Annotated in this window: 12 protein-coding genes and 2 tRNA genes; 8 read left to right on the top strand and 6 right to left on the bottom strand. The window is 55.8% G+C overall.

Annotated elements, in window-relative coordinates:
- Positions 1-35: 35 nt before the first annotated feature.
- Together Y71_RS04850 and Y71_RS04855 are read right to left on the bottom strand one after the other, a co-directional pair.
- Positions 36-112, bottom strand: a tRNA-Met gene (locus Y71_RS04850).
- A 49-nt stretch (positions 113-161) separates the two neighbouring features.
- Positions 162-238, bottom strand: a tRNA-Met gene (locus Y71_RS04855).
- A 206-nt stretch (positions 239-444) separates the two neighbouring features.
- On the opposite strand from Y71_RS04855, the gene mltA reads away from it, so the two are divergent.
- Both mltA and tcdA read left to right on the top strand, forming a co-directional pair.
- Positions 445-1,551, top strand: a complete 1,107-nt coding sequence (gene mltA, locus Y71_RS04860; protein WP_035887659.1) for a murein transglycosylase A — start codon at positions 445-447, stop codon at positions 1,549-1,551.
- Between the two features lie 69 nt (positions 1,552-1,620).
- On the top strand, positions 1,621-2,433 hold the full coding sequence (tcdA, locus tag Y71_RS04865; RefSeq protein WP_007370372.1) for a tRNA cyclic N6-threonylcarbamoyladenosine(37) synthase TcdA: 813 nt from the start codon (positions 1,621-1,623) through the stop codon (positions 2,431-2,433).
- On the opposite strand, the gene csdE is transcribed toward tcdA, so the two are convergent.
- The gene (gene csdE, locus Y71_RS04870; RefSeq protein WP_007370373.1) at positions 2,418-2,867 is read right to left on the bottom strand and encodes a cysteine desulfurase sulfur acceptor subunit CsdE; all 450 of its coding nucleotides are present in this window, start codon (positions 2,865-2,867) and stop codon (positions 2,418-2,420) included. The genes tcdA and csdE overlap by 16 nt on opposite strands.
- Complete coding sequence (gene csdA / locus Y71_RS04875; protein WP_007370374.1) at positions 2,867-4,072, bottom strand: cysteine desulfurase CsdA; 1,206 nt, start codon at positions 4,070-4,072, stop codon at positions 2,867-2,869. The genes csdE and csdA overlap by 1 nt, the downstream gene beginning before the upstream one ends.
- Positions 4,073-4,264: 192 nt before the next feature.
- Between csdA and Y71_RS04880 the strand changes: the two genes are divergently transcribed.
- The 4 genes from Y71_RS04880 (at position 4,265) to rlmM (ending at position 7,287) form a co-directional block, all read left to right on the top strand.
- The gene (locus Y71_RS04880; protein WP_007370375.1) at positions 4,265-4,492 is read left to right on the top strand and encodes a YgdI/YgdR family lipoprotein; all 228 of its coding nucleotides are present in this window, start codon (positions 4,265-4,267) and stop codon (positions 4,490-4,492) included.
- 352 nt (positions 4,493-4,844) lie between these two features.
- Positions 4,845-5,759 carry a glycine cleavage system transcriptional regulator GcvA gene (gene gcvA / locus Y71_RS04885; protein WP_007370376.1) on the top strand — a complete coding sequence of 305 codons (915 nt, stop codon included), beginning with the start codon at positions 4,845-4,847 and terminating at the stop codon, positions 5,757-5,759.
- A gap of 39 nt (positions 5,760-5,798) precedes the next feature.
- Positions 5,799-6,194, top strand: a complete 396-nt coding sequence (locus Y71_RS04890) for a DUF423 domain-containing protein (protein WP_007370377.1) — start codon at positions 5,799-5,801, stop codon at positions 6,192-6,194.
- On the top strand, positions 6,187-7,287 hold the full coding sequence (gene rlmM / locus Y71_RS04895; protein WP_007370378.1) for a 23S rRNA (cytidine(2498)-2'-O)-methyltransferase RlmM: 1,101 nt from the start codon (positions 6,187-6,189) through the stop codon (positions 7,285-7,287). The genes Y71_RS04890 and rlmM overlap by 8 nt, the downstream gene beginning before the upstream one ends.
- A 27-nt stretch (positions 7,288-7,314) precedes the next feature.
- On the opposite strand, the gene fucR is transcribed toward rlmM, so the two are convergent.
- On the bottom strand, positions 7,315-8,025 hold the full coding sequence (fucR, locus tag Y71_RS04900; protein ID WP_007370379.1) for an L-fucose operon activator: 711 nt from the start codon (positions 8,023-8,025) through the stop codon (positions 7,315-7,317).
- A gap of 206 nt (positions 8,026-8,231) precedes the next feature.
- Entirely contained in the window at positions 8,232-9,275 is a 1,044-nt protein-coding gene (locus tag Y71_RS04905; protein ID WP_007370380.1) for an aminopeptidase, read from the bottom strand.
- Positions 9,276-9,517: 242 nt separating this feature from the next.
- Between Y71_RS04905 and cysG the strand changes: the two genes are divergently transcribed.
- Both cysG and cysD read left to right on the top strand, forming a co-directional pair.
- Positions 9,518-10,924, top strand: a complete 1,407-nt coding sequence (gene cysG / locus Y71_RS04910; RefSeq protein WP_167287364.1) for a siroheme synthase CysG — start codon at positions 9,518-9,520, stop codon at positions 10,922-10,924.
- 9 nt (positions 10,925-10,933) lie between these two features.
- On the top strand, positions 10,934-11,842 hold the full coding sequence (gene cysD / locus Y71_RS04915; protein ID WP_007370382.1) for a sulfate adenylyltransferase subunit CysD: 909 nt from the start codon (positions 10,934-10,936) through the stop codon (positions 11,840-11,842).
- Positions 11,843-11,851: the final 9 nt, after the last annotated feature.

Genomic DNA, 11,851 nt, shown 5'->3' on the forward strand with positions numbered 1-11,851 from the left:
AACAAAAAAACACCCGTTAAGGTGTTTATTGTGATTGGTTGCGGGGGCCGGATTTGAACCGACGACCTTCGGGTTATGAGCCCGACGAGCTACCAGGCTGCTCCACCCCGCGTCCGTCTGTTTACACTTCCATCATGTAAACTTTTTCTTCACATTTTAATTGGTTGCGGGGGCCGGATTTGAACCGACGACCTTCGGGTTATGAGCCCGACGAGCTACCAGGCTGCTCCACCCCGCGTCTGTGGATGCGCACTATACTCTGCAAACTTAGCGATGCAACCTTTTTTTTGACTAATTCGACGAATTGCCGGGATTATGTGTAAAAACAATACAATTAGCTTATTTTTTATGCGAAATTGGCGATGGGTTGTGCTGACGCATTTCTTTAGTGAATAGGGTTTGTTATCTTCACCCCGCTGCAGGTTAATCAGAAGACGAGATATAATGAAAGGACGTTGGGCTAAGTTCGTACTCACAGGCGCCATGGTCGCAATCCTTGCCGCCTGTTCCTCCAAACCGACCGATCGCGGTCAACAGTATAAAGACGGAAAGTTTTCCCAGCCTTTTTCCCTGGTCAATCAACCTGACGCCGTCGGTGCGCCAATCAACGCCGGAGACTTCTCCGAGCAGGTTAATCAAATTCGTTCCGCTTCTCCGCGCCTCTATAGCAGCCAGAGCGGCCTTTACAATGCGATTCAGTCATGGCTGATGTCGGGCGGCGATACGCGCACCCTGCGCCAGTACGGTCTTGATGCGTGGCAGATGGAAGGAACGGATAATTACGGAAACGTGCAATTTACCGGGTACTATACGCCGGTAGTACAGGCACGCCACACGCGCCAGGGTGAGTTCCAGTACCCGATTTATCGCATGCCGCCCAAACGCGGCCGCTTGCCAACGCGCGCGGAAATCTATGCCGGCGCGCTCAGCGACAACTATGTGCTGGCGTACAGCAACTCGCTGATGGACAACTTTATTATGGATGTGCAGGGCAGTGGCTATATTGATTTTGGCGATGGCAGCCCGCTTAACTTCTTCAGTTACGCCGGAAAAAATGGCCATGCTTACCGCAGTATCGGCAAAGTGCTGATCGATCGCGGCGAAGTGAAGAAAGAAGATATGTCGATGCAGGCCATCCGCGAATGGGGTGAAAAACACAGTGAAGCGGAAGTGCGCGCGCTGCTGGAAGAGAATGCGTCGTTTGTCTTCTTTAAACCGCAATCCTGGGCGCCAGTGAAAGGTGCCAGCGCAGTGCCACTGATTGGACGCGCTTCTGTTGCTTCCGATCGCAGCATTATTCCGCCGGGCACCACGCTGCTGGCGGAAGTACCGCAACTGGACAATAAAGGCAAATTCAACGGTCAGTATGAGCTGCGCCTGATGGTGGCGCTGGATGTTGGCGGCGCTATCAAAGGCCAGCACTTCGATATCTATCAGGGCATTGGCCCGGATGCCGGTCACCGCGCAGGCTGGTATAACCATTATGGCCGGGTCTGGGTGCTGAAAAACGCTCCGGGCGCGGGCACCAGCGGCGGCGTGTTCAGCGGCTGAGTGTGATACACTCTGCAACCCTCTTTCGCCTGCGGAAGAGGGTTTTCTGTTTTCTTTGAGGTCTGTTTTATGTCAGCAGTAATCAGCGATGCCTGGCGTCAGCGTTTTGGCGGCACGGCGCGTTTATATGGCGAGAAAGCGTTGCAGTGGTTTGCCGATGCGCATATCTGCGTGGTCGGTATCGGCGGCGTGGGTTCCTGGGCGGCTGAAGCGCTGGCGCGAACGGGCATCGGCGCGATCACGCTGATTGATATGGACGACGTGTGCGTGACCAACACCAACCGGCAGATCCACGCCCTGCGCGATAACGTTGGCCTGGCAAAAGCTGAGGTGATGGCGGATCGCATTCGCCAGATCAACCCGGAGTGCCGGGTGACGGTGGTGGATGACTTTGTGACTGCCGACAACGTTGCGCAACTGATGAGCCAGGGCTACAGCTATGTGATCGATGCGATCGACAGCGTACGCCCAAAAGCCGCGCTCATTGCATATTGCCGTCGCAATAAGATCCCGCTGGTGACCACGGGTGGTGCCGGTGGGCAGATCGATCCAACGCAGATCCAGGTCAGCGATCTGGCGAAAACCATTCAGGATCCGCTGGCGGCAAAATTGCGCGAGCGATTGAAAAGTGATTTTGGCGTGGTGAAGAACAGCAAAGGGAAGCTCGGCGTCGACTGCGTATTCTCTACCGAAGCGCTGGTTTACCCGCAGGCGGACGGTTCAGTCTGTGCGATGAAAAGTACGGCGGAAGGGCCGAAACGTATGGATTGCGCAGCCGGTTTTGGTGCTGCAACGATGGTAACCGCAACCTTTGGTTTTATCGCGGTTTCCCATGCGCTGAAAAAACTGATGGCGAAAGCAGAGCGTCAGGTCAGCGCCTGACGGGCCGCATCCTGCACGGCGGCGGCTAGCGCCGCCAGCCCCTGGCTACGCGACGCGCTCAACTGGGCGCGTAACCCCAGTTCATCGAACAGCGACATCGGATCGTGCTGAATGAGATCCTCCGGGCGCTTGCCTTCTACTGCCGTCAACAGCACGGCCAGCAATCCGCGAACAATTCGCCCTTCGCTCTCGCCGAAGAAATGCATCGTTCCCTCCGCGCTCAGCGTTGAACCGAGCCAGACGCGATTTTCGCAGCCGGGAATTTCCCGCGCCTGCGCCTTCAGCGCTTCCGATGCTGCAGGCAGTTGCTTACCAAGCATAATCAACTGACGGTATTTATCTTCCCATTGGTTCAGTGCGCCAAACGTCTGGCGCAGAGTCTCTTCGGTAACGGTTGTGCCGAACGGGTGTCCGGCGAAAGTCGGGCTTGTCATTAATCCACCAATATTTCTAGGGCGCGGTCCACAGCCTGTACCAGCGCATCTACATCCTGTTGTGTATTATAGGGTGCAAATGAGGCGCGCAGGGTGCCGCTGACGCCAAGCGCGGCCAGCAGCGGCTGGGCGCAGTGCTGACCGGCGCGCAGCGCAATACCGTAACCTGCAAGCAGTGTCACCATATCGCCGTGATGTACGCCGTCAAAATCGAAGGCCAGCAGGCTTGAGTCCTGGCAGCGAAAGGAGCGGAAACCCGGACGTTTAGCCAGTTGATCTTCTGCCAGCGTCGCCAGCCCGCGGCTGTAGCTCTCCGCCTGGGCGGTATCCAGCGTTTTCAGCCACTCCAGCGCCGCGCTGAGGCCAATCACGCCCGCCACGTTTGGCGTACCAGCCTCCAGCTTGTACGGCACAGGCTGAGTGGTGAAGCCGTCAAATGTCACTTCGCTGATCATCTTGCCGCCGCCCAGCCACGGCGTCATCTCATCCAGCAATTCCGCTTTCCCATACAGCGCGCCGATGCCGTTAGGACCGTAGAGTTTATGGCCGGAAAATGCATAGAAATCGATATCCAGCCGCTGCACGTTGGCCGGGAAATGCACGACGCCCTGCGCACCATCGACCATCACCACCATGCCTGCCGCATGCGCCAGCGTAATCGCCTGCGCCAGATCCGGGCAACCGCCGGTGACATTGGACATCTGCCCCAGCGCCAGGATGCGGCTACGCGAGGTGATAAGCGACGATAGTTGGTTGATATCCGGCAGGTGATCGGCGCTGAGCGGCAGTTTCACCACCCGCGCGCTGGTTTGTTGCGCCACCATCAGCCACGGCACCAGGTTGGCATGATGTTCCGCCTCGCTGACAATGATTTCATCGCCCGCTTGCAGGCGCGGGCGTGCATAGCATTGGGCGACCATGTTGATGGCTTCGGTGGTACCGCGCGTCCAGACGATATTTTTGCCGGAGGGCGCATTGAGCAGCGCGGCGACCTGGTCACGCGCGGCTTCGTAGCGTGCGGTTAACTGCTGCGCCTGAGCAAACTGGCTGCGGTGCACATTACCTGCGCTGAGGCTGTAAAACTGTTGTGTGGCATCAATTACCGCCTGCGGTTTCAGGGCGGTGGCGGCGCTATCCAGATAGACACCCGCGTCGGCCAGCGCCGGGAACTGCGCGCGAAATTGCGATGGGTTAAATGCGTTCATGCGATTCCTCGTATCAATAGCGCGATCGTCGCGCAATTTTTCTGTCGGAGCAAGAACGTTGCACTCCATCGGAATTGTCTGTTTGTCCTGGCAGGGAGATGTAAGCAGGTTATGCTAAATAGTGTTAGGTAAATGTTTAAGACTCTTCCACTAAGAGTATTTCACAGCATTAATTGCCAGAAGGAGAAGAAGATGAAGAAGACTGCCGCAATTATTTCTGCATGTATGTTTACTTTTGCCCTGAGCGCCTGTTCCGGTCCGAATTACGCGTTACATACCAATGATGGACGCACGATCGTCTCGGAAGGGAAACCGAAAACTGACGATCAGACCGGCCTAATTTCGTATAAAGACGCTAACGGCAACGAACAGCAGATCAACCGTAGCGACGTGAAAGAGATGGTCGCGCTGGATAAGTAAGCGCTGAACGTGAGGTAAAAAAAAGCACCGCAATCTTGCGGTGCTACATTAATCACTATGGACAGACAGGGTAAATGTACAGGAAGTGAAAAAGGGGTAGCGTCGCTACCGTGGTCTGAATCGCAGACCAATTGCAAACACAACAACACAACATCACAACCGTAAGCCAAAAGCCCTTCAGAACACGCATTCCGAAAAAAGCTCTTCGTTCCGGCTCAGGAAGTGCCGCCACTATAGGTATTTGCTGGTAGAAGCTCAACGGACAATTTATAATGGCTCAGATAAAAAAAACTAATAGGTTAATCACTGTTTCCTGTTCGTTAAATTGCCTTTACATCTAAGCCTGAAAACCATGTCCAAGCGATTACCACCACTGAATGCATTACGCGTTTTTGATGCTGCCGCACGCCATTTAAGTTTCACGCGCGCAGCTGATGAGCTTTTTGTGACGCAGGCCGCAGTAAGCCACCAAATCAAGTCTCTTGAGGATTTCCTCGGGCTCAAACTCTTTCGCCGACGCAACCGTTCACTGCTGCTGACCGAAGAGGGGCAGAGCTATTTTCAGGATATTAAAGAAATATTTTCCCAACTGACGGAAGCCACCCGTAAGTTGCAGGCGCGCAGTGCAAAAGGCGCGCTAACCGTCAGTTTGCTCCCCAGTTTTGCCATCCAGTGGATGGTGCCAAGGCTCTCCGACTTTAACTCAACTTATCCGGGAATTGACGTTCGTATCCAGGCCGTTGACCGTCAGGAAGATAAACTGGCGGACGATGTCGACGTGGCGATTTTTTACGGGCGCGGTAACTGGCCGGGAATGCGCGTCGAAAAATTGTACGCCGAATATTTGCTGCCGGTCTGTTCGCCGCTGTTGCTGACGGGCGATAAAGCGCTGAAAACGCCGGAAGATTTAGCGCACCACACTTTATTGCACGACGCATCGCGTCGCGACTGGCAAACTTATACGCGGCAATTAGGTCTTAACCTCAACGTTCAGCAGGGACCCATCTTCAGCCACAGCTCTATGGTGCTTCAGGCGGCCATCCACGGACAGGGGATCGCACTGGCCAACAATGTAATGGCACAGTCCGAAATCGAGGCAGGTCGCCTGGTCTGCCCGTTTAATGATGTTCTGGTCAGTAAGAATGCGTTTTATCTGGTTTGTCATGACAGTCAGGCAGAACTGGGTAAAATAGCCGCCTTTCGTCAGTGGATCCTGGCCAAAGCGGCAAGCGAACAGGAAAAATTCCGTTTCCGTTATGAACATTAATGCGCGCGCGTGGCGCGTATGACTTTTTAGGGTACTCACATGACCAGCCGTTTTATGTTGATTTTCGCCGCGGTGAGCGGTTTTGTATTTGTCGCGCTCGGCGCATTCGGCGCGCATGTTTTACGTAAAACTTTGGGTGTGCCGGAGATGAGCTGGATCCAGACCGGCCTCGAATATCAGGCATTCCACACGCTGGCCGTGCTGGGCCTGGCGGTGGCGATGCAGCGTCGCATCAGCATCTGGTTTTACTGGAGTAGTGTTTTTCTTGCGCTGGGCACCGTGCTGTTTAGCGGCAGCCTCTATTGCCTGGCACTTTCGCATTTACGCTTGTGGGCGTTTGTTACGCCAGTCGGTGGGGTTTGTTTCTTAATCGGCTGGGCATTGATGTTGATTGGCGCAATTCGTCTGAAACGTAGGGGCGTTGTTCATGAATAAAGTGGTATTGCTGTGCCGCCCGGGTTTTGAGAAAGAGTGCGCAGCCGAAATTACCGATAAAGCTGGCCGCCTTGAGGTGTTCGGTTTTGCCCGGGTGAAAGAGAATTCGGGCTATGTCGTGTTCGAGTGCTATCAGGAAAACGACGCGGACAAAGTGGCGCGCGAGCTGCCGTTCAGTTCGCTGATTTTCGCCCGTCAGATGTTTGTCGTGGGCGAACTGCTGCGCGATCTGCCGCCAGAAGATCGTATTACGCCGATCGTCGGTATGTTGCAGGGCGTGGTGGAGAAAGCCGGGGATTTGCGCGTCGAGGTGGCCGATACCAACGAAAGCAAAGAGCTAATGAAGTTCTGCCGCAAGTTCACCGTGCCGCTGCGCGGCGCGCTGCGTGAAGCGGGTGTGCTGGCCCGCAATGATTCGCCGAAACGTCCGGTGGTGCATATCTTCTTTATTGCTCCTGGCTGCTGTTATACCGGTTATTCGTATTCGTATAACAATTCGCCGTTCTATATGGGCATCCCGCGCCTGAAGTTCCCGTCGGATGCGCCGAGCCGTTCAACCCTCAAACTGGAAGAGGCGTTCCACGTCTTTATTCCGGCGGACGAGTGGGATGAGCGCCTGGCCAACGGCATGTACGCGGTAGATCTCGGCGCCTGTCCGGGCGGCTGGACCTATCAACTGGTGAAACGCAATATGTGGGTGTCTTCTGTGGATAACGGCCCGATGGCGCAAAGCCTGATGGATACCGGGCAGGTCACCTGGCTGCGGGAAGATGGTTTCCGTTACCGGCCGAACCGCAATAACATCTCATGGATGGTGTGCGATATGGTGGAGAAACCGGCGAAAGTCGCCGCGCTGATGGCGCAATGGCTGGTGCAGGGCTGGTGCCGCGAAACCATTTTCAACCTGAAGCTGCCGATGAAAAAGCGCTATGAAGAGGTGTCAAATAACCTCGCCTTTATCCAGCAGCAACTGGATGAACATAATATCGCGGCGCAAATTCAGGCGCGCCAGTTGTACCACGATCGCGAAGAAGTCACGGTACATGTACGTCGTATGTGGGCGGCCGTCGGCGGTCGTCGCGACGAGCGTTAAAACCAACTGAGCCGGGCAATGTCCGGCTCAGGCGAGTTCGCTGTCAGAGACAATATGCGTCACATCATCCAGGTGCCCAATCCGCGCCTCTCCCGAACGGTTGAATTTACTCTTATCGATCAGCAGTAACGACTGCGCCGTGCGTTTCAGCAGAATGGATTTGAACCCGGCATTGTAGGTGTTTGAATCCCAGAGCGCGCCGCTGCTGTCGATCCCTTCGCAGGAAAAAATAAACAGGTCGATATCGAGCGATTTGAGCTGGGAGATGAGCGACGGATTGACGTAGCAGCCATATTTGCGCTCCAGCGTGCCGCCGGAACTGATCAGTTGCAGATGTTCACGCTTGGCCAGCTCCTGGCAAATTGGGTGGCTGTTGGTAAAGACATGGAGATTGCAGTCCGGCAACTGGCGAGCGAGATACCAGCAGGTGGAGCTGGCGTCCAGCGCGATCACCATGCCTTCTTCTATCCAGCCAAGCGCTTTGCGGGCGATATCCGCCTTGTGGGCATAATGGCTTTTCAGGCGGATATGAAAGGGATCGCCGCTGTCCTGATTTGCCTGGTGGAGCGTCCTGGCGCGCCCGTGATTGCGCAGCACTTTTCCCTGCGCCTGCAATTCACTGAGATCGCGGCGAATCGTCTCTTTGCTGACGTTGAGCTGCACTGACAATGCTTCGGTTGTCAGGCTCTGGTGATGCCTCAACAGATCGATGATGGTTTGTTGGCGTGCCGCTTTCATTTGCTCTTCTTCCGTCATCCGATGAAGGCCTGCATCATGCGGGCGCTACGGGCAAAAAGATTACGGCGTTACCCCTTTCTTTAAAAGAACATTCCGTTACTTCGCGCGCTCTCCTGTGATACCGATCGCAAAGGTTTTTTGCGAAAGAAACGGGTGAGATGTTGCCACAGAAGAAAAGGCGCCCTGATTTCAGGACGCCTGAGCGCTTACGGGTTACTGGCTTTGGCCAGCTCTTTGGTTAACGGCAACATAATCCGCATCACGTCGCGGCTACGGTGCGCAATACGGCCGGGCAGGGCTTGATCGAGAAACTGCTGGTTATCGATGCGCGCGTTGTGGTAGCTGATGCCATCAGGGAAACTTTTTGATTTCGCCCGCTGTTGCATGCCGTCTTTCTTGCCGAGCGACCAGTTGGTGGCTTCCACCGACAGAACCGGGATCCCCGCTTTATCAAACACCTCGGCATCGTTGCAGCAACTGGTGCCTTTCGGGTAATCAGGGTTAAGGCCGGGATTTATCATCGCGCTGATACCGTGGGCGCGGGCGATAGCCAGCGCACGATCCCGCGTCAGTTTACGGACCGATGCTGGCGTATTTTTGCCACTATTAAAGTAGAGCTTGTCGCCGACAATCAGGTTATTAAGGTTGATCACCAGCAGGGTATTTTTCTTCTCTTGCTCGCTCATCCGCGCGAGCACGTTTGCCGCGCCAAGATGGCCCTCTTCCTCACCGCTGGTGGCGACAAAGCGGATGCTGTACTGCGTTGGCACGGATTTCAGCACCTGCGCCAGTTCCAGCATCACGCCCAGCGCGGCCGCGTTGTCATCCAGGCCCTGAAGCGTCAGGCCGCCCAGATTGTTATCGACATCGGCATCGCTATGCGGCGCATACGTATCAAGATGCGCCATAATCATGATCTGCTGCGGCAGCGTGCCTTCATGGGCGGCGATCACCGTACTGCCGGTGACATTTTGCCAGTTCTGCCGGTTATCTTTGGTGGTGTAGCGGTAGCGGGTTTTGAACTTGCGGATATCGCTCTGGTATCCCATCTGTTCAAACTGCTGCTGCAAATAGTCTGCGGAGAGCATTTCAGCCGGTGTGCCGGTCATGCGTCCAGGAAAGAGGGTGGCAATGTGGCGAGCCTGCTCGTTGGCAAATTCACCGGGTTGGGACGTACGGGCATGAGCCGGAAGGATAAAGCATACGCCGAGCGCCAGGGCAGCGGTACGGAGGCGCAATGCGGAAAACATAGAGAGTCCTTTATGCAGCAATTTTTTTGACGCGCTTAGTATGAAACTGTGACCAGGTTTACACAATTTCATTTGTTCTTAACCTGCCGAAAATGCTCGCCTTAAGCACTTTTTGATATTTGTATTGCCACTGCGTTATTCCTTTGCGGAACTACTCATTCCAATTCGTAATTTCATTCGCCCGGAACCGCCCCCTATAGTCGCACTATTGCTGGCTGTAAGTGAGTTGCTTTGTGGATTACCTGCCATTATTTGCTGAAGTAAAAGACCGCCCCGTACTGGTGATTGGCGGCGGCGAAATCGCCGCGCGCAAGATCACCTTTTTGCGTCGCGCTGGCGCACGCGTGCAGGTTGTCGCGCAACGGCTGGAACCGCAACTGCAACAGCTTGCCGACAGCCAGGCGATTCACTGGCTGGCGACCGAATTTGACGAAGCACAGCTGGATGCCGTTTTCCTGGTGATTGCGGCAACCGATGACACGGCGCTGAATCAGCGCGTCTTTGCGGCAGCAAATGCGCGTCACAAGCTGGTCAACGTCGTGGATAACCAGCCGCTGTGTTCCTTTATTTTCCCGTCGATTGTTGATCGCTCGCCGCTGCTGGTGGCGATTTCCTCTGGCGGAACCGCGCCGGTGCTGGCGCGTCTGCTGCGTGAAAAGATAGAAGCGCTGCTGCCGGGCAATCTGGGCCGTATGGCGGAAGTGGCCGGGCGCTGGCGTTCGCGGATTAAAGCCTTTCGCCGCACCACGGATGAACGTCGCCGCTTCTGGGAAAGCGCTTTTCGCGGGCGTTTTGCCAGCCTGATGGCTGCCGGAGATGAACCCGCCGCCGAAAAAGCGCTCGAAGCCGAACTGAAACAGCCGGGTTCGGGTAGCGGAGAAATTATCCTGGTTGGTGCCGGGCCGGGCGACGCGGGGCTGCTGACGTTGCGCGGTTTGCAGGTGATCCAGCAGGCCGACGTGGTGTTTTACGATCATCTGGTCAGCGATGAAGTGCTGGAGCTGACCCGCCGCGATGCAGAGAAAATCTGCGTCGGTAAACGCGCCGGTTCCCATTCGGTGGCGCAGCATGAGACCAACCGCATGCTGGTGGATGCGGCGCGCGAAGGTAAAACGGTGGTGCGGCTGAAAGGCGGCGACCCGTTTATTTTTGGCCGCGGCGGTGAAGAGTTACAGGCGGCGGCAGAAGCCGGCATTCCTTTTCAGGTGGTGCCGGGCGTCACGGCGGCCTCCGGCGCGACGGCTTATGCAGGCATTCCCCTGACGCACCGGGATTTTGCCCAGTCGGTAACATTTGTCACCGGCCACTATAAAGCCGACAGCGTACCGTTCGACTGGGCGCAACTGGCGCAAAGCCGACAGACGCTGGCGATTTATATGGGCACCATGAAAGCGGCAGAGATCAGCGAACAACTGATTGCTCACGGGCGCGATAAAACCACGCCGGTGGCGGTGATCTCTCGCGGTACGCGCGCGGAGCAACAGGTTACTACCGGCACACTAGAACAACTCGAGGAACTGGCGCATGCTGCGCCGATGCCCGCCCTGCTGGTGGTGGGCGAAGTGGTGCAGCTTCATCGCGAGCTCGCCTGGTTCCGGCATACGACAGCAACGGACGCCTTTGACGCCTCCGTGATTAAACTGGCTTAAGGAATGGTTATGGATCAAAAACGACTCACTCACCTGCGACAACTGGAGGCGGAAAGCATCCATATCATCCGCGAAGTGGCCGCCGAATTTTCCAACCCGGTGATGATGTACTCCATCGGCAAAGATTCCAGCGTGATGTTGCATCTGGCGCGTAAAGCCTTCTATCCGGGCACGCTGCCGTTTCCGCTGCTGCACGTCGATACCGGCTGGAAATTCCGTGAGATGTATGAATTCCGCGACCGTACCGCCAAAGCATATGGCTGCGAACTGCTGGTGCACAAAAACCCGGAAGGGGTGGCGATGGGGATTAACCCGTTCGTGCACGGCAGCGCGAAACATACCGACATTATGAAAACCGAAGGGCTGAAGCAGGCTCTGAACAAATACGGTTTTGACGCGGCTTTCGGCGGCGCGCGCCGCGACGAAGAGAAATCACGCGCCAAAGAGCGTATTTACTCTTTCCGCGACCGTTTCCACCGCTGGGATCCGAAGAACCAGCGTCCGGAGCTGTGGCACAACTACAACGGCCAGATCAACAAGGGTGAAAGCATTCGCGTTTTCCCGCTCTCGAACTGGACCGAGCTGGATATCTGGCAGTACATCTTCCTGGAAAATATTGAAATCGTTCCGCTGTACCTGGCGGCAGAGCGCCCGGTACTGGAGCGCGACGGTATGCTGATGATGATCGATGACGACCGTATCGATCTGCAACCTGGCGAAGTGATCGAGCAGCGGATGGTGCGTTTCCGTACGCTCGGCTGCTGGCCGCTGACCGGCGCGGTGGAATCTTCCGCGCAGACGCTGCCGGAGATCATTGAAGAGATGCTGGTTTCCACCACCAGTGAACGTCAGGGCCGCGTGATTGACCGCGACCAGGCCGGCTCGATGGAGCTGAAAAAACGTCAGGGATACTTCTAAGGAGCCGCC

The sequence above is a fragment of the Kosakonia radicincitans DSM 16656 genome, assembly GCF_000280495.2.
GTDB lineage: Bacteria > Pseudomonadota > Gammaproteobacteria > Enterobacterales > Enterobacteriaceae > Kosakonia > Kosakonia radicincitans.